Below are 24881 nucleotides of genomic sequence, written 5' to 3'. Positions count from 1 at the left end.
GATTTTCATGTGCTTATAACTTTTTTCTAATAGTCCCATGGAATCTCGCGACTCACTGTAAACTCAGTGCGTGACATCTTCCTCGTGCTCGATTTCAGGCTTTTTATGTTACAGGAGAAAATATTTAACTTTTTTTCAGATTCCGAGGCAACCATTTTTTGCAGCCCCGCATCTACTTATTTGAAAACCAACCGGAATGTTTAACAGATCCAATTTTTCTACCGAGGAAGGAGTAATCAAAGGATGCCTCAAGGGTGAGCGGTCAGCCCAGCGTCATTTGTACGATTCCTATTCGGGGAAATTCCTGGCCATCTGCATGCGGTACCTCAAAGACCGCGAACATGCCGAGGACGTGATGATCGAGAGTTTCATGAAGATCTTCGAAAAGCTTTCTCAGTTTCAACACAAGGGAAGCTTTGAAGGCTGGATGAAACGAATCGTGGTGACCCAAGCGCTGATGACTTTGCGCAGCAATCGTCATCTCATGATGGAGGTCAACCTGGAGCCGGAGTCTGAGTACAGTACCCATCACTACGAGCTGACTCATCTGGAGGCGGCAGAACTCATGGAGCTTGTACAGGGATTACCTGTTGGATATCGGACAGTCTTCAATCTCTATGCGATCGAAGGCTATGCCCACCAGGAAATTGCCGATCTGCTGGGAATCTCCGAGAGCACCTCCAAGTCACAACTGAATCGGGCACGAACAGCGCTCAAAGAAAAAATTGCCAGTCTGCAACCAAAAACCAAGACGAATCATGGGTAATACAAACGAACAATTCGACCAGCACTTCAGAGAAAAGCTGGACGGACATCGGGAAAAACCAAGTGCACTCGCCTGGGAGCGGCTCGAAAGCCAACTGCCAAAGAAATCCAAACCCAGAATCGGAATCTGGTGGGCGGTGGCAGCTTCGGTGACTGCGTTGCTCGTCGCTGGGTACTCGTTTTGGCCAAGTGAGAACGCTGGCTCCGGAGAAATTCTCCTGGCGGAAAAGACCGAAATCCCCGCCCAGATTCAAACAGAAACGACTCGGGACACGCCTAAGCTCTCGCCGGAAATCGGCGAGACAGCGCTAAAAACTGAAGTTACAACTCCTGAATTAACACCTGAGAACAAACCCAAAACTATCCAGAAAACTAAACCAACTCCTACCCCGGCTATGTCCCAAGCTCCTCAAAACCTGATCGCACAGACAGAACCGAAATCCGAAGAGACTCCAATAGTTGTTTCTGTACCAGAGCTCAAGACCGATGAGCTGGTACTTGCCCTGCCCGAGTTGAAAACGCCGGAAGTAGAAAAAACCATTGCCCAAGCCTCCACCCCGTCTGAGGACGAGCCACTGTACCGCGTGAGCATCTACTCCAATGGGGTCAAAAAAGGCGAGGAGCCCGACAAAAACCTAATCACCGAACTTGGCAAGACCGTAGGCCAGGTGGAAGGTTTTCTCGGCAAGGTGGACGATGGACTGATCGGGCTTCAGGACAAAAAAGACAACCTCTTTACTGCGCTGACTTCTAAGAAAAACGTCGGAGAAGAACGACGCTAAAACTAAACCAACACACCTCTTTTAATTGAACCTTAGTATGAAATCAAGCAGGACGAAAACGTCACACAACGAGACGGAAATCAATCCCGCAAGATTCCTCCCGAAAATCCCGATAGCCTTCGCGATCGGAATGGCCTTAAAAAACAACTATACACACATGAAAAAATACCTGCTTTTGTTTTGCCTGTTGGCAGTGGTTCAGGTTGCGTTTGCTACCGACCTGACAGAAAATCCCGTCCTGACCGAATCCCGGATCATGTCGGACAGCGTAGTCGTCGAATTTGGCAAGTCCGGCAAAGTCCTCATCATCGTGGAATCCAAGGAAGACTTCGAAAAGCTAAAACTGATGAACATCAATCAGATCATCAGCGAACTGGATCTCGAAGAAAACAAAGAGACCGGTGAAATGACTATCGTCGAAATCAGAAAAAAAGACGGTACAATCAAGGAAGTCGTCAAAGTCTATGAAGACGGAGGAAACACCGAAGTCAATGTCGGAGGAGTCCGGGTCTATGTGGATGAATCCGGTGAAAATACCCGGGTAAAAGTCGAGACAGGTGCCAAAAAAAATTCGGATCCCCCGTTCAGATCCTTCTTTAATATGGACTTGGGTATCAACAACTACCTCGAAGACGGCGGATTCCCTACGTCTGACAAACCCTACGCGGTCAAAGGCTGGGGCAGCTGGATGGTTGGCCTCAACTGGATGGCTTCCCAGCGAATCTCCAAAGGCTTCCACTGGAATTTCGGCCTGGGCTTCCATTTCTACAATTTCAAATTCGAAAACAGAGACTATCAGGCGGTCCGCGGTGACGACTCGATCGAGTTTATCCAACGCACCGACGTGGACGGATTCAAAAGTAAAATCTCCTCTTCCTACCTCACTGCGATGACCTTGCTTGAGCTTGACTTTGGTAAGATGAACGACCAGGGCCGTAGAGGAATACGACTTGCGGCCGGCCCTTATGTGGGCTACCGACTGGGAGGACAATCCAAATATGTCTATGAAGAACTTGGCGGATCCGGCCGTCATAAAGACAAGGAAGCCACAGGCCTTTACCTAGAAAACCTCCGCTACGGTGTCCGTGGGGAGTTGGGAGTTGGACGGGTGAAATTCTTCACCACCTATGATCTCAACGAGCTCTTCCAGGAAGGAAAAGGCCCAGCGCTCAATCCGATCACGTTTGGGATAGTTTTCTGATAAACCAACAAAAAGAGGCTGTCCCGTGGCGTTGACGTCATTGGTAGGAGGAATGACGAAGCGATCTCTTTCTAGTGACCCAAAAGACTGCTTCGTACCTCGCAGTGGCGCGACACTTTACGAGACAGCCCCTTTTTCAAGTCATTTTTAAAACAAACCAACTATGAAAATCCTAAATCTAACCACGGCTTTGCTGCTGCTTTTTTCCCTAGGGGCATTTGCTCAAAGCACGGATTCGACCAAAACCGTTTCCAAAGAAAAACAATACACGGTCATGGGGAAATCCTGGAAGGTCGTCGTATTCGAAGACGGCTCCAAATCCTATGAATGGGAAATTGACGAGGAAGATTACACTAACTACCATTCCGAAAAATCCTCCAAATTCGACTACAATTTCCTTGAGACCGAGGTAGGCATCAATATCTGGCCAGAGGATAAAGGCGCGCCGCAGGTCAAGCCCTGGGGCAGCTGGTTTGTTTCCTTACAGTCTGCTGGAATTTGGAAAGCCAGCAAAAACTTCCACCTCAGATCTACGCTTGGAGTGAGCTGGTACAATTTCAAATTTGAAGATGAAAATATCTACGCGCTCAAGACTGCAGACGGACTGGAGTTTGTAGACTACACCGAGGTCATCGACGACCCAAACGCTGATCCGATCAAGTCCAAGATCTCAGCATCCTATGCCACACTCACCGTTATACCGACGGTGCTTACCAGCAACCGCAAGATGCGTTTCGGAGCAGGCGCCTATGCAGGCTTCCGACTGGGTGGAAGAGGCAAGTTTGTCTATGAATCCGAGGGCGAAAAGGAAAAAGACTTCACCAAATCCAACATGTACGTGGAGAACTTTCGCTATGGTCTCCGATCCGAAATCGGCATCGGCGACGTGACGTTGTTTTTCAACTATGATCTTAACGACCTTTTCCAAGCTGGACTGGGCCCAGAACTTCAAGCCATGAGCTTTGGCATCAGAGTAAACTAAACTTAGAAAACTTTACGATATGAAAATCTTCTACACCAAATTATCGCTGGCTCTTGCGCTGCTGCTCTTTGCTTCCGCCGCTTTTGCCCAAAATGTCATCGTCGACACCAACAAATCCTATCCGGGCATCAAGAAAATCGAGGTGGAGAGCGGATGGCTCAATGTCTCCTACAAAGGTGGCTCCGGCTCCGAGGTCAATGTCGAAGCCTATCTCGAATCCAATGACGACGAGCAGGATATCGTCTTCGTCACTGTCGGAGATGTGCTGAAGATCAGCCACGCCAAAAAACAAAACAACTACAACTGGAACTCTAAAAACAAAGGTCACATCCATATCACCGGCCCTGAAAACATCGCACTTGAACTGAGCGGAAGTTCTGGAAAGATCTCCGTGGAAAATGTCAAAAATGAAAACACCTATCTGAAAGTCTCTTCCGGAAGCCTGTCAGCTACAAACCTGGCTGGAAATCTTTCGATTCGTGCGAGTTCTGGAAATCTCAATGTGAGTAATATCGCTGGAAACGTAGAGGCAGGCGTCACTTCAGGCAATGCCAATTTCAACTCGATCGATGGAGATGTCTCCTACCAGTCGACCAGTGGATCGCTGGATGCCAACGATATCACCGGAGAGCTCAGCGTCAAACTCACCTCTGGCAATGCTAAGATGAACAATATCGGCAGCTTGGGTTACCTTCAATTCACTTCAGGAAATATGAGGGCCAACAATGCCGGCTTGGGAGAAAACACCAAGTTCAGCGGCACGTCCGGCAACTTCAACATTCAGACGCCATCCAACTTGAAGGAATTTAATTTTTCGCTGAAAGCCTCCTCTGGCAATCTTAAAGTTGGCGGTATCAATACCGGAAAAACGCTCGAAATCGAAAACGGTAGTGGTCCTTGGGTACGTGGTAGTATCAGCTCCGGCAACATCAGCATCGTGAATTGAAAACTGATCTGAAATTTGAGGCTTGAAATTTGAGATTCAGCCCAACATTCAAACATCGAATTACGAATTTATTCCGGCCGGGAAGCTTCTCTGATAGTTTCCCGGTCTTCTTTTTTCAGCTTCATCAAGCGAGCCATCCGATCGGGACTGGGTTTCCCTAGGGAAAAAAAGACCATCGTCACGGCGAAGATCAAGGTGAAAACGGGATTTTGACTCAGAAGCAATCCCAACGTAGCCAACAGCGACACAAAAAAAAGAATCCAAAAGCGTTGTCGGGTTGCTTGACAATAGGTCTTTACTTTTTCAAGAAGCTCTGACTGCGTAAGTGTTGTCTTGATTTCCCGCTGGAAAATCATGTAATGAACAATCAAGATCATCGTAGCAAGCCCGGCCAAAGCCCATTCCACACCGCCAGTCAATTGAGGCAAACCCCAATCGACCTGCCCGGCATCTTGATAGAGATATATCACCGCAAATGCTGGCAGCGCAAACAGCAGCAGCAACACGGTGAGCCTTTCAGTACTTCGGTAAACAGTTCGTATTTCCTGTAATTCCAAGATTGGGGAGGTTTATTCGATGTTGATTTTAATATCGTCGGTGAGTGGCCGAGACACGCAGCAGAGCACATAGCCGGCGGCGATTTCCTTCTCGCTCAATCCCGCATCCTCGTCCATCTTCACCTGACCACTCAGCAATTTACCGCGACAAGCGGTGCAAAGTCCGCTTTGACAGCTATATGGCATATTCAGACCTGCTGCAAGTCCAGCTTCCAACACCGTCCTCGAAGGGTCAACAGTGACCTGATGCTCCTCATCCTCCAGGACAATAGTCACATCTCGGGAAAGAATCCCATGGCTAATCCCCGCAATAGCCTCCTCGTGGGCGATGTGTGCCGCCGCCGAATAAAAACTCTCTTGGTGGATGCGTTCTTTATCAACGCCAAGTTCATTCAAGATTTCCTTGGCTATGTTCATAATCCCATCAGGTCCGCACATGAAATAGACTTCTTCGTAGCGCTGCTCATATTCGGCGTTTGCAAAAAGCTCCCTTAGCACATTTGCCGAAAGCCTCCCTTTCAGGCCAGTCCAGGATTCGGAAGGCTGGCTAAGGTTGTGAATGACTTTCAGTCGTTCGGAATTGGCTTTTTCGAGTAGGCCAAGTTGATCTTTGAAGATGATCTGTTCTTCGTTTCTACTGCAGTAGATCAGCGTAATTATCGAATTGGGCTCATTGACCAAGACAGACTTGAGAATCCCCATGATGGGGGTGACTCCGCTCCCTGCGGCGATCAGGAAGAAATGCCGACGATTTTTGGAATGAAAATCCGTGGTGAAATGCCCCAGTGGCTTTAAGACATTGATGGTTTTTCCCGGAAAGATTTTCTCATTGAGAAAGTTGGAAAAAAGGCCGTCTTGTACTCGCTTGATAGAGATCCCCGGAAAGGGATCTACAAAGGGAGAGGTACATAGGGAATAGGATCTACGTTGCTCTTTGCCCTCAAACTCCATCACCAAGGTCAAAAACTGTCCGGGCTTATACTCCAAAAACGGCTCAGGCTGCTCAAAATACAAGGTAATGGTATCAGCGGTTTCTCTGACGACTTCTCTGACTTTAAGCGGCAAATAGGGATTGACTTTTACCTCTTCTTTCTTTTTTTTGAAGAAATTGAACATTCTGATTGCTGGTAATTTGGCTGCAAAATTAAGCCCAAAACTGGGAAAACCGGCATCCGCGCCGGAATTTCCATTTCAAATTTGGACATCGCATTAGGTTTCGTTTGGGACTAAATGACAAAGAAATCAGGCTTTTTGGAGATTGAGGTATTGCAACGCTATGGTAAACTAGTGGACAAAAGCGAAGCACCTGATTTTAAAGCAATTTTAGGTCATAAAAGAAATTCTAATGCATAATGCGGTTTAAACCCCAAAAGAGAAAAGTAAGTTTGTCCGGCTCCGATAATAATTCCGCCGAAATCCCGATTTTGAGGGTAATGGCTTAACTTTGCCGCTTCCGAAAATCGGACCCAAAATATCTTTGCCTTGCCAAATCAACCCAGAATGGAATTAAATGCTCTGACAGCCGTCTCTTCGGTAGATGGACGCTACGCCGACAAAACGGCCTCCTTGCGCGCTTTTTTCTCCGAATTTGCCCTGATCAAAAACCGCGTACACGTGGAAGTGGAATACTTCGTCGCACTCTGCCAGTTGCCTCTGCCGCAACTTGCGGACTTTGATCATGCCCTGTTTCCCAAGCTTCGCGAGTTCGTCAAGAAGTTTAGCCTGGCCGATGCGGAGTGGATTAAAACCACCGAGCGCACCACCAACCATGACGTAAAGGCGGTGGAATACTTCCTGAAAGAAAAGTTTGACCAATTGGGATTGGAGCCTTACAAGGAATTCATTCACTTCGGATTGACCTCTCAAGACATCAACAATACGGCAACTCCGTTGATGTTGAAAAACGGACTTCAAGAGGTCATTTTACCACTTTTAGGGGAGGTAATCGAGCGATTGACCGACCTCGCTGAGGAGTGGAGCGATATCCCCATGCTGGCAAAAACCCACGGCCAACCCGCCTCCCCTACCCGATTGGGAAAAGAAATCCAGGTCTTTGTGGTCCGACTAAAAAACCAACTCGAACTATTGGAGCAGATTCCCCATTCCGCCAAATTCGGCGGAGCCACGGGAAACATGAATGCGCATCAAGTTGCCTATCCCGACATGGACTGGAACGAGTTTGCGTTCACCTTCGTAGAAAATTTCCTCGGATTGGAACGCTCCTATCCTACCACACAAATCGAGCACTACGACAATCTTGCCGCGACTTTTGACGGACTCAAGCGAATCAATACCATCTTGCTTGACCTTTCCAAGGACGTGTGGCAGTACGTGGCAATGAATTATTTCAAACAAAAAATCAAAGAGGGTGAGGTCGGTTCCTCCGCGATGCCGCACAAGGTCAACCCGATTGACTTCGAAAATGCAGAGGGGAATCTCGGCATAGCGAATGCGCTTTTGGAGCACTTGGCAGCCAAACTTCCGATCTCCAGACTGCAACGCGACCTCACAGACAGCACGGTTTTGCGCGTGATCGGAGTTCCTTTGGCACATATGCTGATTTCCTTGGAATCGCTGCAAAAAGGTCTGGGCAAGCTCGAACTTAACCGCGCCGCGATCGATGCCGACCTAGAGGACAACTGGGCCGTAGTCGCAGAGGCAATACAGACTATCCTGAGAAGGGAAGCCTTCCCTAAGCCGTACGAAGCCCTCAAGGATCTGACCCGAACCAATACAAAAATCACCGAAACTTCGATCCGCGAATTTATCGCAAACCTGCCGATCTCCGATGCTTTGAAACTAGAGTTGGATCAGATTACTCCGTTTAACTACACAGGGATCTAATTTGCCAACTTGGCATACCACCCCAAGCTGATCCTATCATCTTCTAAAATGGCTATAAACCAATCTCGTGTCTATGGCCATTTTTGCGTTGACACATTTGAGTCTATAGATCTATAAAAAACCGGAAATCAACTCTCCTATTTTTACCAATAATAAGCCAAGAAAACCGAAATCGCTTCCAAGCCCAAGATGAAAATTCGATTCAATGAAAACACCGTACTATCTGGCAACGGCCATCCTTCTAATATCACATCTCTCTTATAGTCAAACTCAGAATAAAAAAAGAAGCAATATCACTGATCACTTTAGCGAAAGATATGAAGTAATAAAGTCGGATAAATCCATCAAAGACGGCCCATATGAACTATTCTACAAAGACCAAGTAATTATACAAGGGCAATTTGATCATTCGAAAGCATCTGGAAAATGGAGTTATTTCAACTCCATGGGAGATCTCGAATTTGAATATGACTTTACCAAAGACAGTGTAATCTCATGGAATTCCGCCACACTGCGGGATGCGATAAGGTGGGAAAAAGGAACTTTGATCAACGGTCCTTTCGAAACAAAATCCTATCACGTAATTCCATTTGATGACTTATCTGCAACAAACTATCCCATAGTCAAGGGGAGCGACACGATCGATTCAAAATTGGACACGCCTCCACTTTGCCTGAGCAGCAATTTAGTCTATCAATTCACCTTGTTTGACGTTTTGAGACAATCTCTCCAATCCGCTCCATCGGACTCATACAGTCTCATAAGCTTCACCATTGATGAAAATGGAGAAACAGATGACTATGTAGTAGAGGTTAGTTCGGGTCATGATTTTGAGATTGATCTCATAACCGAGCTAACGAGCAAAAACATACGATGGACACCGGCAATAAAAAACGGAAAGCGCGAAAGTGTGAGAATGTACATTCCTATCATCATCAAAACTTACCACAACGACCCTGAGTTTATTTATACCAAAACCGTATTTTCAAATCTAAAATTGATGGATATAAAAGCTAACAAGGGGCCAAAAGAAAAGTACCTTCTTTCTTGGAACTACAAGCTATTTGAAACACTATATAATCTTCGATAACGCCATATTGAGTCAAACACGCGAGAGAAGTTGAATCCCCACGAAGTAGGCAGCCGATGAGCTGCCTTCTTTGTCAACTAAATCTTCGCAAAAAAATCTCCGCCATCATGCATCATGCGCTGCCACCACCTGATTTTTCGATGGTGGAAATGGAGGTACTAATGATCGTGCTGTGCTTTCCGATTTGCTGGATTTGCCCCAGGCCGAGTGAATAAAGCGCCGCCTGCGACATCACGGCAAAGCGCTCCCCACCGTCATTTGTCACTTCCAGCATATTTCCGGCAAAGTTGAGTTTCTGCATCAGGGAGATGGGAATGAGCTTTTTGCCAGATTGGGTGAGGGATTCCTGACGTCTCTGGCGCTCAGCCGCCCTGCGGTCGATATTCGGAGTCTTGATCGTCGGGTGGCCAAAAGTCCCCAGGTATCCATAGCCCTGATCATCGGTGAAGATGATGATAAAGTTTGGGCGATCCAGGCTGCTCTGTTGAACTTGGGAAACCAAGAGCGTGGCAAAAAACAGGAGAAAAATCGTAAGGCTAACCAAAGGATTTTTCATGATTATGGTTTTTTGGGGAAGCGATGTAGCTAGGGAAAATTACCCAAATCGGCGTACTGGACAGCCGCGAAGATTTCACTACGAAGACGAGCGGAGGGACTTTGCTAGAAATGAATCGCCGAAGTCGGGATAAGGTTCGGTCTTGGACAAGTACGGTCGCACGAAGGAAAAATCACTATCCCATCAGTTTCAGCCCTCCAGAGATGCCAGAATGTAGGCAACGGCGGCGGTATGGCTGGGGCCCTCTACCATGATTCTAGAGCAAAACCCCGGAAATCTCAAGGACCAACTCCCTGGCTAACTTGATTGGCTGTATTAACGTCTTTTTGTCCCGCTAAACTCCATGGCCTCGCCCTTGCCAAAGCCGTAGCTGATGCCAAAGGTCACAAAGCGGCCACGCTGCCTGAAGCTGTATTGGTTGAAGTCCGGGGAATAGCTCTCGCTCTCCGTCACCCGCGAAGCAAACACGTCCCGCACGCTCAGGTTGACGATGACCTTACCGTTGATGATCTTCTTGCGGATGCCAAGGTCGGCCATGCCATAGCCCTTGTTGGTACGCTGAAAAGTCTGGTAAGACGATCGGTAGTCAGCCACTACTTCCAGCGTAAAGTCCGCCGGCAGCTCAAACTTGTTAGTCACGCGACCTGACCATTGGTTGGAGGTAAAGTCAAAGGGAGTGGATTCCCAGGTACCGTTTCGGTCGAAGTAATTGTAGTTGAAGTCGGCATTGATCGACCACCAGTCGCTTGGGGCCACCTTTCCGTTCACTTCCAAACCAGTCACATTATTGGTACCGATGTTCATGGGCTTGGTGATGTTGACACCATTTTCCACAGTGGTCACATCCTCGATGGTCTGGGTGATGTAGCGGTGATAGATGGAGCCGCTGAGCGAAAACAGGCTATGGTCATAGATCGTCGTCACCTCGTAGCTGTCCGTGTACTCCGGCAGCAGGTTGGGATTACCGGTGCTGACATTGTAGGGGTTTCGGATGTTGTAGAAGGGATTCAGGTCAAAGAACCTCGGTCTGGAGATCCTCCTCGAGTAGCCTCCCTGCAGGGAGAAGTTTTTGGCAACCTTGTAGGAAGCATGCACGGTGGGAAAGGCATTGGTAAAGTTCTGCTTGTTGACCTCTCCTGTCTGTTCCAGTTCCGTCTCCAGGTCGGTATTTTCCAGTCTCAGGCCCAGCTTCAACCCAAACTTATCCGCCTCATAGGCACCAGTCCCGTAGAGGCCCAAGACATTTTGGGAATAGTAAAAGTCGTTCGTGAGATTGGGTATGACCACCCAGTTGCCATCCTCAAAATCGGAGATCGAATAGTTGTTTTTCACGGTACTCATGAAGTACTGCCCTCCTGTTTCCAAGGTGAATTTTTCCCCGAAAGGCTGGGTATAGTCCGCCTGGAAGGTGTACTCCGCCTGAGCGAAGTCATTGTCGGCTTGCTGCCGCTGCGTCTGGGCGCCGTCACCGAAAGTCGGCGAGTTGTCAAAGTCCGACAGCTGGTCTTTGGCAAAGGAGCTCCCCATGGCGCTGAGCAGGAGAAAATGGTCGTCCTTGTCGGAAAAGTCGCTTTTGTATTGCAACTCATATTGCCATTTGGGATTGGTGGCCTCGGTGGTCTCGAGCCGGTTCCAGCCCGAGGTCATCACCTGGGAGGCATCAAAGGAGCTATAGGCCCCATTGGAGTATTCCGTCTCGCCTTCAAAGGCATAGTTACCCGAAAGCGTGACCACATTTCGGTCATTGATGTAGTAGTCGGTACCGAGGATAAGGTTGAAAAACTTCTCATTCTTCTCCGCCTCACCAAGGCTGTGCACCTCGGTTCCGTCGATGAGATTTTGGTTGAGCGTCTCAAAGTCCTCTGGCATGGTCCTGTAGCCCACACCCAGTTGGCTGAAGAGGTTAAACCTGTCCGTTCGTTTGTTTAGGGAAAAGCCCAAGCTGTGGTTGTTGGGCACGCCGGTGTTCAGCGTCACCGATCCGTTGACCCCGCGCTTTTCGGTTTTTTTCAGGATGATGTTGATGATGCCCGAGGTTCCTTCTGCATTGTATTTGGCCGAGGGATTGGTCAGCACTTCCACCCGATCGATCATGTCGGCGGTCACCGTTCCGAGGGCATTACCCCCGTCGCTGGTCAGCACAGAAGGCTTCCCGTTGATTAGGACTTGCACCCCGCCGGTACCCCGGAGCAGGATTTGACCTTCGATATTGACATTGACCGAAGGGATATTGTTGAGCACATCCAGAGCGCTGGCCCCGGTGCTGCTGAGGTCTTGACCTACGTTGAAAACCCGCTTGTCCAGCTGAAATTCCGTGGTGGATTTTTCTCCCCGCACGACCACTTCTTCCATGAGTTTGGTGTCTTCCTCCAAGGCGATGGTACCAAGATCCACTTGGTTTCTTTGAATTTCAAAATCAGAAAACTCCTGAGTAATAAAGCCCATGAAGCTGACCTCCATGGTAAAGTTGCGGTTTTCGGTCGCTACCAAGAGCGTGCCATCCGGCTGGGTGGTGGTGCCGGCCAGCATCTCTCCGCTGCTTTTGTCCAGCAGCTTGATGGTAGCAAACTCGATGGGGGATTGGGTCTTTGCATGGACCACCTTGCCGGTGATCTCTACGCGCTGCGAAAAGGCAGTGCCCAGCCCCAAACCAAAAAATAGGATACATATCAGTGAAAATCTCATTACGGAGGGTTTTGATTACATCCCGAAATTGGAGAGGAATACCTACCTTAAAAAATATAATCGACGAACGACGGGACTTTCCTGACAAACAACAGCGCTGGGCCTCTTGGGTCGTTTGACCCGAAAAAGCAGTCGTTCGTCCGCAGGATTAGTACCGATGCCGCTTTCTCCTTTATTTTTAAGCCCATGGATTCCAAGTCCCGCAGCCTTACTTCCGCCAAACAAGAGTGGATCTTCCAGATCATTCTCCATTTGACCGTATTTCACTTTGTCATCATCGATCACAAAGACGGACAGATGATCTACGAGCTGGAATGGTTCCAGCTGGCATTCTTCGCCAATTACGTCTGCGCCAACCTGCTCATTGGCTATGTGCTGCTGCCCCGCTTCCTTTACAGAAAAAGATATCTGGAGTTTGGCATCTACTGCCTGCTGATCGTGGTGGCCGTGATCCTGATCGAAGAGTTTGTCCTGGAAAAGATCTTCTTCCCCGACACCCGAGGCTCGGACTTTCAGGGCGCCATCCTGAGCCTAGGCGAGGTGCTGTCTGTGCTGGGAGCCCTCACGGGAGTGAAATTTGCCTGGGACTCCATCCACCGACAGCGGGAGATCGACGAGCTCAAGCTCATGGTCAAGGACAGCGAGCTCTCCTTCCTCAACTCTCAGATCAACCCGCACTTCCTCTTCAACAACCTCAACAACCTCTATTCCCACGCCGTGGAGCAGTCGCCCAAGACCCCGGAACTCATCCTCGGACTCAGCGGCATGCTTCGCTACATGCTCTACGAGTGCCGGGAGCCTTTCGTCCCCCTGCTCAAGGAGGTCGAGCAGCTCCGCAACTTCATCCAGCTCTACGAACTCCAGATCGAGGAACGTGGTGCGGTGGATTTCACCACCAGCAAGGTCAGCGACAACTACCAGATCGCCCCGCTGATCCTCAACGTCTTTGTGGAAAATGCCTTCAAACACAGCCAGTCGGGCCAGTCTGACGAAATCCGAATCTCCGTGTCCCTCTCCGTGGATGAGTCTGGAAAGCTCCATTTCAGCTGTGTCAACAACTTTGAGCCCAATGAATTTCCCGAAGGGGAAAGCAACGGCATAGGCCTCGAAAACGTCAAAAAAAGGCTGACCCTCCTCTATCCCGAGCGACATCAGCTACACATCGAAAAAAGCAACCAGGAATACCGCGTCTCACTTCAAATCCAACTCCAAACGCAATGAACTGCCTGATCATCGAAGACCAGCCACCTGCCCAGCGCATCCTCCGCAAGTACATCGAGGATCAGGGCATGCTGCAGCTCTTGGAGGTCTTTGGAGATCCGATGAAAGCAATGGCCTACGTGGAGCAACATCCCGTGGACCTGATCTTTCTGGACATCAATCTGCCCAAACTGAGCGGCATCGCCCTGCTGAAAACCCTGACCAAAAAGCCCCAAGTGATCCTCACCACAGCTTATTCCGATTATGCCCTCGAAGGCTATGAGCTTGACGTGGTGGATTATCTCCTCAAGCCTTTTTCCTTTGAGCGCTTCCTGAAGGCCGTATCCAAAGTCCGCCGTCCCCGGCCAGAAAGCCCTTCTCCATCCACTCCCGCCCGCAAGGAGCATTTTGTGAAGATCGGGTATGAGCATATCCGCATCGCCTTTGAGGACATCCTCTACCTGGCGGCGGACGGGGACTACTGCGAAATCTATCTTGAGGACAAAAAACACCTCTCCTCCGAATCCCTGAAAAAGTGGATCGAACTGCTGGAGGGCTGGGATTTTTTCCGCGTCCACAAGTCCTACCTGGTCAATATCCACCAGATCGAGAAGGTCAGCGGCAACACGCTCTACCTCCACGACGGCACCCAACTTCCCCTCGGCCGGGCGTATAAGGATGACTTTATGGAGAAGTATCTGAGGTAGGACCCTTCGCGCTCTTGGGGAATTTGACAGACATTCTTCTAGCCGTGGGTTGCGACCCACGGCTATTCAAGGTTTGACCCCTTTCGGGGTCGGATTTCAGACAGATCCGAGATAAAATCAAGACTCGTTTCCTATTAATGGTCGGTTACAATCAAAAGACCACGAAGTGGTCAAACTTTTCAATAACCCTCGGTGAAACCGGGGGAATCAAACAACACATTATTCCCCGACCCCAATGGGGTCGAATTGGTGAGAAGCAGACGATAATAGAAGAAAGGATAGCAGAATCATTCTTGACACAAACCTTTGGGTTAGCTTTTCAATCATCAGAGACTTTTCAAAATTAGATTGACTGCTTTATACCTGTAGTCTTGAGACACTCACCGCGGCAAAGAAATCAATAGGTTATCGAAAAACCAAGTCCGGTACGGGCGACACCTTTGTAGAAAACACCAATCTACCAAATGCCTCAGAGCTCCATCGGAGCGACACATTATCAATCCAAAAATCTATCGTACCTACGGCACTTGCCTGAAACAACACCTTCTTTTCTATCGATCTTCCGTGCCGATGGCACTAGCTCGGACGACAAAAAATCCAACCGAATTAGTTTCCTACTTGCGAAAATCTCCGTCTGAGCGTAGTCGTACCTCAACTCCAATAAGGGAGGTGCCTAGGGGCAGATTGCATCTACGGCTTTCTATCCTAATGAATCACAGTAGTTGGGAGTAATTCGCGACCGATTGCAAATCGGCTCTGATAGGAGGGTGGAATTACTCCCGACAAGTGTCGAGGATTCCGCCCAGCGCCCTACCGAACAATCGCGTTTTCTCCGAACCCAGTCGAGTCGCAAAGGAACGCAAAGAGGTGTAACCAGAGAGAAAAGGAGAATTGGCTTTGAATAAATCCATCTTTCTTAAATTTTCACCGCCCGAGTAAATTTCTGCACTCACTTGAATCTGTGTGTATTGCCCCTAACAAATCCGGGAAGGGAGACACTCATGGCGACCGAAGGTCGGAATGTCGCGCGTCTCAGACTGAGTGGAGTCGAAGTATTTAATTTATTCTACCTCCTTCGCTCAAGCAACGTAATCCTGTACGTGCGCTACTTTGTAGAAACCCCAAGCTACCATAAGTTTTTAGAGCTCCGTCGGCGCGACACATTACCAATCCAAAAATCTATCGTACCTACGGTACTCTCCTGAAATCGGTGCCTTCTTTCTACCGATCTTACGTGCGGATGGCACTAGCTCGGAAGACAAAAAATCCAGCCAAATCAGTTATCCTGCTTGTGAAAATCACCGAATTGATTAATTTGAAATACCCCTCCCCGTCTGAACGTAGTCGTACCTTAACTCTGATAAGGGCGGCGCCTAGGCGTACATTGCATCTACGTCTTTCTATCCTCATGAATGTATAATTCGCCTAAAAAACTGCATATCAGAAATTCCATAAAAAAAGTCCAAATCTTTCGACTTGGACTTCTTCAAATTTCTAACCCGAAACTCTAAACCTTCTCCACCCACTCTACACCGGTGTCTTTCCAGGTGCGGTCATTGGCTGAGTCGATGACGGCTTCGCAAACCTTTTGGGTTTCGAAGGCATCTCTGAAGGTCGGATGGCAAGGTTCGCCAGTCTGCAGGCTAAGGAAGAAATCCGCCACCTGATGGATGAATGAATGCTCGTATCCGATCGATGTCCCCGGAATCCACCAGCGGTGCATGTATGGATGATCTCCGTCGGTGACGTGGATCGATCTCCAGCCGCGAACTTTCCCTTCGTCGCTGTGATCGAAGTACTCCAAACGGGTCAGATCGTGTAAATCCCAGCGAATTGATGCATGCTCGCCGTTGATCTCCAGCGTGTAAAGCGCCTTGTGACCGCGGGCATAGCGAGTCGCTTCAAAAAGCCCCAAGGAACCGTTGTCAAAGTGACAATGGAAGATACAGGCATCGTCGATGCCGACTTTTTGCTTCTCACCGGTCGTGGTATGCACCCGCTCTTTGATGAAGGTTTCGGTCACAGCCGAGACGTCTTTGATGCCCCCGTTGATCCACATCGCCGTATCCACGCAGTGCGCAAGCAAGTCACCGGTCACCCCGGAACCGGCAGCGTCCACATCCAATCTCCAAGTGCCATCCCCCCCTTGAGGGAGGTCAGGATTGATCGTCCAGTCTTGCAGGAAGTTAGCTCGGTAGTGGAAAATCTGACCCAGCTTGCCGGAAGCCACGATATTTTTGGCCAAGGTGACGGCCGGAATTCTCCGATAGTTGTACCAAACGGTGTTTTTCACACCGGCTTCCTCGACCGCTTTCAGCATCCCTTCGGCTTCGGCAACGGTTCTTGCCAGCGGCTTTTCGCAGAGAATCATCTTGCCTGCTTTCGCTGCGGCGATGGCGATCTCGGCATGAGAATCGTTAGGCGTACAGATGTCCACCGCGTCGATGTCGTCCCGCTCGATGATTCGCTTCCAGTCGGTTTCGTAGGAGGCATAGCCCCATTGCTCAGCAAAGGCTTTCGCCTTTTCTTCACGTCGGGAACAGCAAGCCTGCAGGACGGGTTGATATTCTTGTTCGGAGAAAAAATCAGGCACACGCTTGTACCCGTTAGTATGGATGCGCCCCATCAGCCCTGTGCCGATTAGACCAACTCGAATTAGTTTTTTATTGCTCATAATTGGAAAATTTTAAAATTGAAAGTAATTGTCCGCCGTGGCGGATTGGAAAATTGGACGGAGGCTTGGAAAGTAGCAAAACTTCAAGATCGTTGGATTGTCAGGCTGAGCGGAGTCGACGCCCTTAAGAGAAAGATCTCTTCCCCGACTCATCAGGGCAGGCTGTGCCTCGCGACGACCGCAACTTTTCACCTCTCACCCTTTCCAGCCATGCGCCTCTCTTACTTTGACCATCGCAGCGAGAATGTCATTCCAGGTTTGTTGGTTGTTCATCACCTGGTTGGGGAACATGCAGCCATCCCAGCAGAGGTGCTGGAAAGCTTTGGTCAATTGCCCGTTTTCATCCCGCAACCAGTAACCTGCATCATGAGCGATGTCCAAAACGCCATTTGGATCAGTGGCCTGGCAGTGACGTCCTGTCTTGTCGTGAGAACCTGAACCGAATACCGATCCGTCGTTTTGCGCGACATGGAAGTCAATAGTCCAAGGACGAAGTGCGTCTGTGACAGTTTTCAACGCAGCTTTCACCGCATCGCGATCTTTTAGATCTGCATCTCCGGGGAGGATTCTATGCTCGGGAGCATTGTAGCCCATCGTATACAAGAAGGTATGCGACATGTCGGCTTGGAAGCCTACGTTTTTGCGATCTACCATCTCCAGCAGCTCCACCATGTGTTTCCAGCTATGCATGGCACCCCAGCAGATTTCACCTTCGGCGGCCAACTTTTCTCCAAAACCCGCTGCTAAATCGGCCGCTTCGCGGAAAGTTTCAGCAATCAGCTTGGTATTTCCCACCGGGTCTTTGGCCCAGTCATGTACACCGGCAGCCGAATCGATCCGAACGACGCCGTAATCCCGAACTCCCAGCTCTTTCAGCTTTTGGCCAAATTCACAGGATTTGCGGACCATGTCAACGAAAGTTGCACGTTGTTCTGCAGTACCCATGGCATTTCCTGCCCAGATCGGAGCCACGAGGGAGCCAACTTTTAGGTTATACTTGGAAACTTTGTCCGCCAGCCTTTTGGGATCGTCAGGATTGTTCAGGTCAAAATGTGGTTCCAAAAGACCGACATCAATCCCGTCGAATTTAACCCCGCCGACTTCGGCCGCAGCTGTCATTTCTAGCAAGGTGTCAAATGGAATCACGGGTTCAGAATCCGGTCCTTTTCCGACCAAGCCCGGCCAGGTGGCGTTATGCAGTTTTGGGAAATTGTTCATAGTTAGAGGTTATTAAGTTATAGGGTTGTTTTGTTAGATGTGGGGTGTCAGATGACCGATGTTTTGAGACGGAAGACCGGACATCAGTCTTTCCTTCCGTCTCCGGTCTTCCGTCTTCAATCTTATTTGCCAACGACCAAATCCGGATTGTCAGGTCCAAAGTGCTTCAGCATAACGATCGGATCGGTTTTGGAAAGGTTGGTAATCTTCACCCCCGCCTGAGCAGCGGCTTCGCTCACGAAATATTCGTCATGTGTCAACTGACCAAAACGGATCAGCGCAGGAGTCTCTATGTCCCACACGCCCATCTTGCCGTAGCCCTGCATCATGATCATCCCGTAAGCCGCACTGTCGGTGATAGTCACCGTCTGACCTGGGAAAATCGTCAGTTCCTTTGCCGAATAATCACGGGAACGATAGCAGATCCAAGCATCATGATAGCCCGCCGCATGCATTTTCTCCTGAGATTCTACCGGCCTTGGCTCCATGTAGTGGTTGTCCATCAAGTTCGGATTCACATTCAGATCCCAGTCGATCATCTCGACCAGGAGATCATGGTCACCCCACCGCTCTTTCGGGCATGCGTTCCAAAGGAGTTCTTCAGGAATAATCGCTTCATTCACCAGTGATTGATACATGGCGAATATATCTGAAGCCTTTTGAGGCTCATAAGTACATAGGGAACCCGGCGCATGAAGCATCCCAGGAGGGACATCCCAACCCGTGCCGGGCTGCAAGCGGAACGCCTGAGAATAGTTTGTGATCTTGTTGTCGCCCTTTTTGAAGTCTTTCAGACATTGAAGAATAGTCTCTTTGCTCGTTCCCGGAGCAATACCAAAGAAGGTGTAAGGAAAATCTCCGCCGTGATTGTTGACTTGCGGAGGGAAATAGTAGGCTTCGGGCTTGCCGTTTTGTCCGGTCAGCTTGCCAAACTCGTCGCTTGGATGAATGTGATGCGGCAGCGGTCCCATGTTGTCAAAAAACTTGGAGTACATCGGCCAAGACTTGTACTTGTCCCAAAGTCTGGATCCAATGATCTCCGCGCCGATTTCGTTGATGGCATCCTTCAAAAGGAAGGTTTCTGTCTTTCCGCCCTCTTCGAAAGCCACGTGAGAAAGCCCTTCATTCTTCGAAGTCAGTGGGCCATTTTCGGCCGGAGTGGTGGATGAAAACCAACGTTCGTCAATCCCGCCACGCATGCCACCGAGGGCATAATAGTCGTCAGGATGTAGTTTGATCCGTCTTCCTGGTACGCAAAAAGAACGCGGTACCCAGGTCGGAGTCAATCTCAGTATTCCTTCGCCCTGCTCCAGGGCCTTTTTAGCTAAACTCATGGTATTGTTAGGTTATTTGATATTCGAAATTCGCTAGTCAAAATTCGGTGTTCGATGTTGACAATTACTATCGTAGTCGGGCTCACCTTACTTGATACTTAGTACTTGACACCCCCTACTTTTTACCCTTTAAACTCCTTTACTTTCTCCCCAGTCATTACTTCCAGCTTCAGATCATACGTCCTGCTTTCTCCAGGTTTCAGGAGGATCAATGTCCCGTTTTCACGGACTGTTGCTTGTCCAACCGGTGGATGGGTCGCCGGCTCCAATGCAGTCACGTACTCGTTTTTCCCCCAATGCTGCCAGTTGATCAGCCAAGGCATTTGAGTTTTGGAGAAGGTGATTTTTAGTCCCAATCCCAGTTCATCGTTGGCATAGCCACAAACGACCTCGTCCGATTCAGGAACAATGCATGCTACATCCTCACCAAATCCGCTATGCTCATCCAGCGGCGGCGCGCAGCGGGTAAACTTGTGTTCGCGATTGAAATCCGTCCCGACATGCGTGCAGGTGCCAGGATTCCCCTCTGGCATTATGTTGCCTTTCCAGACAATCCTCGTTCCATCGTCTATCAGCGGCCAGCCGCAATTGATGTGATAGAGAATCATGTGTGGCGCAGATGAGTTTCCGCGATTTGTCACCGTGTCTTTGATACGTATCTCTGCGCTTCCAATAGTCCCCGAGATCGAACGAAGCATCTCCAAACTCGGACCGAATGTCGTCGTCTCTCGGACTCTGGCCACTAGCTCAAAGCTCAGGTCTCCACTATGAATATCCGGCTGACGGATAGAGATAAGTTCAGCAGGGGAATTGGAATAGTTGCCATGCAGTCCTCGAGAACCGCTCTCGTCGGTATTTGGTCCTCCGGCATTAGAAAGTCCGCAGGTAGTCAGCAGTCCGCCTCCGAACGTGCGAAGCCAGTCGATCCCTTGGTTGGAAAACGGCTGTGGGGCAGTCATCCCTGCGTGCGATATCCAGGCTAGGCTGTAGTGGTTGTGAAACGCATCCAAAATGTCCATTCCCCGATCCAAAACTAGCCGGTAGCGAAGGCCAGTCCCGGTATTAACCCAGGCAATCCGAGCTCCCCTCCCCGCTCCGTTGTCTACTGTGGACGTTTCTATACCACCAAGTTGGTGGGAATTGGACAGTTTATGCTTCCAGTTTACCTGGTCGGAAAGATTCATTTCAGGGAATTTAAGAATAGGGTTAAACCTATAAAAAAGGCCTTCTGAGACTATCCTGCTGTATATGGGTAATCCTTGAAAGCTTGCGAGTAAGTTAAAAAAATTGAGTAAGGACCTCATGCCATTAATCAAAAAATAGCGGGATTTCAGATCAAAATCAGTTTTTAGCGGAATTCCACATTGTTCTGAGGAGGAGCCGAATATTCCGAAAGTCAATACCGATCGCCACCCAATCGATAAACCATACTTTACACTTTTTACATTTATTTTATCATTTTCATTAAATTTTCAAACCAATATTTGTCAATATGATATTTTTTAATTCTATTCAAGAAAGTTTTTACCCCTGTTTAAAATTTCTTCGCAAAACGAAGATCTACCATTTTCACCACATCTTAACGTCCGTCATTGAGCGTAATGAGAAAAGGATATTCAACAATTCAGGGAACTCCATACACGAATCGACTGCAATGCAATCAAAAGATGCGATCGAATTAAACCCCTCCCTTCGCAAGAAATAATCAACAGTAAATTAAGTAGAGAGAATGCCCCGAACAGACGGTTTGGGAAAAGATATAGTGCGACAAGTCAGGTCCTAACGGACGAGGCAGAATGATTAACAATACTCCCAAAACCTTTCAAATAATCATTCTAACCACTAACCAATCGATCTATGCTCTCAAAATTTACCCACTACATGCTGGTGGCTGGTCTGGCAGGGGCCTTTGTGCTCCCACCCTCCGCCCACGGTCAAGCAGCCCACCATCTGGCCAAAGGCAGCAGCCTCAACCAGCCATTAGATTCTAGGACACTGGAATCCGCACTCAGAGATCTGGAGGAACTCTATTCGATCTCCAACGCATATCCGTCCGACTTGACGGACGCGCAAAAAGCGCCGCCCGCTACTGTCAAAGCTCAGCTGACTGTAGAGGAAAATCTAGAACGAATTCTCAAAGGAAGTCAGGTTCATAACAAAAAAGGCTCTGGAAACTTTGAGCTTCCCGAAAAACGAACCGCACCGCAGACCGCTTCCAGACCGAGCAGTCAGGCTTCCCGTGCGGTAGCCAACGTGGTCGCAGCTGCAGAGCGAACAGTTCAGGGGATCGTATTTGATGACACTGAGATGGGAATTCCTGGCACGAGTGTCATCATCAAAGGCACCAACATCGGGGTGGTGACTGACCTCGACGGAAAGTTCTCCCTGAGTTTTGACGAATCAATTCCCAATCCCGTCTTGGTTGTTTCATTTATCGGATTCACTACCCAGGAGATCAGTATCGGCTCCCAATCTGAATACAGCATCTTTCTGGCTCCCTCCGATTTGGCACTGAGCGAAGTAGTGGTCACGGCATTTGGTCTTGCTAGAGACAAGAAAGCGCTCGGCTATACGACCCAAAGCGTCAATGGCGATGCGTTGGCAGAGGCAAGATCCGCGAATGTGGCCAACTCACTTTCCGGTCGGGTAGCAGGCGTGCAGATCACGGGGAACTCCAGTCCCGGTAGTGGATCTCACATTGTCATTCGGGGTTCTTCCTCCGTGGCGGGCAACAACGAACCGCTGGTAGTTGTTGATGGGGTGCCTTTGGAGCAAAGTTCCTCCAAGAAATATGGCAGCGGGCTCTCCGAACTCAATCCTGACAATATCAAAGAAATCAACGTCCTGAAAGGCGCTACGGCTGCTGCACTTTACGGGTCTAGAGCCGCCAACGGCGTCATCATGGTTACCACCAAAAATGGAGAAGGCGCCAAAGGTATCGGTCTGGAATTCAACACCAACATGACTTGGGACAACCCACTGATCAAGCCAGACTTCCAAAACACCTACGGTGGTGGGGCTGGCTATAGTACCTGGTACGTCGACGGGCGAAATGGATTTGATGCGGACGGTATCCGGGGTACTGCGGGTGTAGATGAAAGCTGGGGTGCTCCTATGGATGGGCGAATGGTGCCGCTCTGGTACTCTGCGCCAGAAAAGGTCGCTCTTACTCCTCAACCTGACAACTGGGAGGATTTTTGGGAAACCGGCGGCACGCAAACCTTCAATGTCGCATTGTCTGGTGGAAACGAGCAGGGAAGCTTCCGACTGTCAGTTGGTAAAATGGATCAGACCAGCATCATGCTGAACAATGACTATTGGAGAAACAACTTCAAACTTAACACCTCCTATAAGTTTACGCCTAAGCTGCAGTTGATGGTAAACGCCGAATACATCAAGTCCGGATCTGACAACAGAAACTTCTCCAGCAGCCAGGATTTCATCTGGGCGCATCGCCACTCTGACTACACCAAACTGAAAAACTGGGAAGACTACTATGAGACGCAGGCAGCGACCTTCCGACCAGGAGACTCTTACCCCTATGCCAACTGGCAGCACGAATACTTCTCCAACCCCTTCTTCTATCAGGAAAACTATACCAATGCAAACGAGAAGGATCGCCTCGTCGGCAACATCGCTTTGAACTACGAAATCAATGAGAACTTCAGCGTGTTGCTGCGAAGCGGTACGGATTTTTGGTCTGACCTCAGAGAAAACGTAACGGGCGTGGAATTGACCAAAAACAATGTCCGAAGATTGGGTTCCTACCAGGAGATTGCGCTTCGTAGTCAGGAAACCAACAATGACGTGATTCTTACCTATGACAAAAAAATCTCCCCGGATTTCTCGATCAAAGTACAAACAGGCGCCATCAACCGGGTCAACAGCTATAAGAGAACTCAGGTCAACGTCGGCGAGCTGACCATCGATGGGCTGTACAACCTCGGCAATTATGCCAGTCCGACTACACCATCCAGCGAAACCAGCGAGCAAGTCGTGAACAGTGTGTTTGGCTCCGCTCAACTTGGATTCAAAAACTACCTCTTCTTGGATATCACTGGGCGAAATGACTGGTCGAGTACGCTGCCTGTGGACAACAACTCCTTCTTCTACCCATCCATGGCGCTCAGCGCAGTGATCACCGACATGTTCAACATTTCTTCCGATGTATTGTCTTTTGCAAAAATCAGAGGAAGCATAGCGCAGGTTGGAAACTCAGCAGACCCGTATAAGCTCAACCAAGTCTATACCTCTATGGGACTTTGGGCAGGAACAACTCCTACCTACACGGAATCAAAGGAAATAGCGAACCGAAACTTGAAGCCGGAAATCACCACTGGGAAAGAACTCGGAATGGACCTGCGGTTTTTCCAAGGCAGACTGGGACTGGATATGACCTACTATCACCAGTCCACGGTCAACCAAATCCTAGCCGTCTCCATCTCTACCGCATCAGGCTACAACAGTCAGATCCTAAACGCCGGTGAAATTACCAACCAAGGCATCGAGTTGATGCTCACCGCTCGTCCGCTACAGCTTCCTTCAGGACTGAAATGGGATCTTGCACTGAACTTTGCCCGAAACAGAAACCAGGTAGTAGAGCTGGCTGAGGGACTGGAAAACTACATCCTGGGCACACAAAACAGTCTAACCTCCGAAGCGAGAGTCGGTCAACCGTACGGTACGCTTTACGGCCGCAGATACCTCAGAAGTCCAGCCGGTGACCTTATCTACAAGAACGGACTACCTGTTTTGGAAGAAGGCACCTACGCACTGGGAAACATTCAGCCTGACTGGATCGGAGGATTTTCTAACACCTTCAGCCTCAAAGGCTTTTCAATCTCTACACTGATTGATGTCAAAATGGGCGGTGACATCTTTGATGTCGGTACCGGCTTGGCGCGCAAAACCGGCCAATATGCAGAAACTGCCGCTGGACGTGAGGAAGGTGTAATCGGAGCTGGTGTTATGAATGTCGGATCAGATGAAGAGCCGGTATACGTCACAAACGACGTGGTCGTCAATGCTACTACCTTTTGGAACTCGCAAAATCCGAGAACCTACCACGAAGCAGGGGTCTTTGATGGCACCTACGTGAAGCTCCGGGAGCTCACTTTAGGATACAGCTTCCCGCAGCGTTTCCTCGGAAACAACTTCATTCAGTCGATGAAGCTGACGTTCATCGCCAGAAACCTAGCCATCCTGTATAAAAACCATCCACACATGGATCCTGAAGTGGACAACAAAGGTGGCAATGGACAGGGCTTTGCCTACGGCGAGATGCCTTCCACCAGAAATATGGGCTTCAATCTGAATGTCACTTTCTAATCGTCTCCTCCC

The 24881-nt window shown here is 49.2% G+C and carries 19 protein-coding genes; 10 read left to right on the top strand and 9 right to left on the bottom strand.

Annotation, left to right across the window (positions count from 1 at the left end; translation table 11 throughout):
* Positions 1-196 precede the first annotated feature (196 nt).
* The 5 genes from ABD031_RS12230 to ABD031_RS12210 all read left to right on the top strand — a co-directional run bounded on the left by ABD031_RS12230 (position 197) and on the right by ABD031_RS12210 (position 4676).
* Positions 197-766 carry an RNA polymerase sigma factor gene (locus ABD031_RS12230; RefSeq protein ID WP_343851824.1) on the top strand — a complete coding sequence of 190 codons (570 nt, stop codon included), beginning with the start codon at positions 197-199 and terminating at the stop codon, positions 764-766.
* Positions 759-1547: a hypothetical protein gene (locus ABD031_RS12225; protein WP_343851822.1), complete on the top strand. Its 789-nt coding sequence runs from the start codon at positions 759-761 to the stop codon at positions 1545-1547. The genes ABD031_RS12230 and ABD031_RS12225 overlap by 8 nt, the downstream gene beginning before the upstream one ends.
* A 157-nt stretch (positions 1548-1704) precedes the next feature.
* Positions 1705-2748 carry a hypothetical protein gene (locus ABD031_RS12220; protein ID WP_343851866.1) on the top strand — a complete coding sequence of 348 codons (1044 nt, stop codon included), beginning with the start codon at positions 1705-1707 and terminating at the stop codon, positions 2746-2748.
* 163 nt (positions 2749-2911) lie between these two features.
* Complete coding sequence (locus tag ABD031_RS12215) at positions 2912-3730, top strand: hypothetical protein (RefSeq protein WP_343851820.1); 819 nt, start codon at positions 2912-2914, stop codon at positions 3728-3730.
* Between the two features lie 19 nt (positions 3731-3749).
* A complete protein-coding gene (locus ABD031_RS12210) occupies positions 3750-4676 on the top strand; it encodes a DUF4097 family beta strand repeat-containing protein (protein ID WP_343851818.1) in 927 nt (308 codons plus the stop codon).
* 68 nt (positions 4677-4744) lie between these two features.
* Here the strand turns inward: ABD031_RS12210 and ABD031_RS12205 are convergent, their stop codons facing one another.
* Positions 4745-5233: a hypothetical protein gene (locus ABD031_RS12205; RefSeq protein WP_343851816.1), complete on the bottom strand. Its 489-nt coding sequence runs from the start codon at positions 5231-5233 to the stop codon at positions 4745-4747.
* Between the two features lie 12 nt (positions 5234-5245).
* Complete coding sequence (locus ABD031_RS12200; protein ID WP_343851814.1) at positions 5246-6349, bottom strand: 2Fe-2S iron-sulfur cluster-binding protein; 1104 nt, start codon at positions 6347-6349, stop codon at positions 5246-5248.
* Positions 6350-6733: 384 nt separating this feature from the next.
* Here ABD031_RS12200 and purB point away from each other — a divergent pair, with 384 nt between their 5' ends.
* Positions 6734-8077, top strand: coding sequence for an adenylosuccinate lyase (purB, locus tag ABD031_RS12195; protein ID WP_343851812.1), 1344 nt, complete (start codon positions 6734-6736; stop codon positions 8075-8077).
* 205 nt (positions 8078-8282) lie between these two features.
* Entirely contained in the window at positions 8283-9167 is an 885-nt protein-coding gene (locus tag ABD031_RS12190) for an energy transducer TonB (RefSeq protein ID WP_343851810.1), read from the top strand.
* Positions 9168-9279: 112 nt separating this feature from the next.
* On the opposite strand, the gene ABD031_RS12185 is transcribed toward ABD031_RS12190, so the two are convergent.
* Together ABD031_RS12185 and ABD031_RS12180 are read right to left on the bottom strand one after the other, a co-directional pair.
* Positions 9280-9723 (bottom strand): arginine deiminase-related protein, encoded by a 444-nt coding sequence (locus tag ABD031_RS12185; RefSeq protein ID WP_343851808.1) that lies wholly within the window; start codon positions 9721-9723, stop codon positions 9280-9282.
* Positions 9724-10038: 315 nt separating this feature from the next.
* Complete coding sequence (locus tag ABD031_RS12180) at positions 10039-12408, bottom strand: TonB-dependent receptor (RefSeq protein ID WP_343851806.1); 2370 nt, start codon at positions 12406-12408, stop codon at positions 10039-10041.
* Between the two features lie 186 nt (positions 12409-12594).
* Here ABD031_RS12180 and ABD031_RS12175 point away from each other — a divergent pair, with 186 nt between their 5' ends.
* On the top strand, positions 12595-13629 hold the full coding sequence (locus ABD031_RS12175) for a sensor histidine kinase (RefSeq protein ID WP_343851804.1): 1035 nt from the start codon (positions 12595-12597) through the stop codon (positions 13627-13629).
* The gene (locus ABD031_RS12170) at positions 13626-14315 is read left to right on the top strand and encodes a LytR/AlgR family response regulator transcription factor (RefSeq protein ID WP_343851802.1); all 690 of its coding nucleotides are present in this window, start codon (positions 13626-13628) and stop codon (positions 14313-14315) included. The genes ABD031_RS12175 and ABD031_RS12170 overlap by 4 nt, the downstream gene beginning before the upstream one ends.
* Positions 14316-15088: 773 nt before the next feature.
* Here ABD031_RS12170 and ABD031_RS12165 read toward each other — a convergent pair.
* From ABD031_RS12165 to ABD031_RS12145, 5 genes are all read right to left on the bottom strand, one after another.
* The gene (locus ABD031_RS12165) at positions 15089-15226 is read right to left on the bottom strand and encodes a hypothetical protein (RefSeq protein ID WP_343851800.1); all 138 of its coding nucleotides are present in this window, start codon (positions 15224-15226) and stop codon (positions 15089-15091) included.
* A gap of 596 nt (positions 15227-15822) precedes the next feature.
* Positions 15823-16989: a Gfo/Idh/MocA family protein gene (locus ABD031_RS12160; protein WP_343851798.1), complete on the bottom strand. Its 1167-nt coding sequence runs from the start codon at positions 16987-16989 to the stop codon at positions 15823-15825.
* A gap of 195 nt (positions 16990-17184) precedes the next feature.
* Positions 17185-18207 (bottom strand): sugar phosphate isomerase/epimerase family protein, encoded by a 1023-nt coding sequence (locus tag ABD031_RS12155; protein WP_343851796.1) that lies wholly within the window; start codon positions 18205-18207, stop codon positions 17185-17187.
* Between the two features lie 122 nt (positions 18208-18329).
* Entirely contained in the window at positions 18330-19541 is a 1212-nt protein-coding gene (locus ABD031_RS12150) for a hypothetical protein (RefSeq protein ID WP_343851793.1), read from the bottom strand.
* 122 nt (positions 19542-19663) lie between these two features.
* Positions 19664-20725 (bottom strand): aldose 1-epimerase family protein, encoded by a 1062-nt coding sequence (locus tag ABD031_RS12145; protein ID WP_343851791.1) that lies wholly within the window; start codon positions 20723-20725, stop codon positions 19664-19666.
* Between the two features lie 673 nt (positions 20726-21398).
* Between ABD031_RS12145 and ABD031_RS12140 the strand changes: the two genes are divergently transcribed.
* Positions 21399-24869, top strand: coding sequence for a SusC/RagA family TonB-linked outer membrane protein (locus tag ABD031_RS12140; protein ID WP_343851789.1), 3471 nt, complete (start codon positions 21399-21401; stop codon positions 24867-24869).
* Positions 24870-24881 lie beyond the last annotated feature (12 nt).

This window comes from Algoriphagus jejuensis, from assembly GCF_039523455.1.
Taxonomy (GTDB): Bacteria; Bacteroidota; Bacteroidia; order Cytophagales; family Cyclobacteriaceae; genus Algoriphagus; species Algoriphagus jejuensis.
This window is presented reverse-complemented; position numbering and strand designations above follow the sequence as displayed.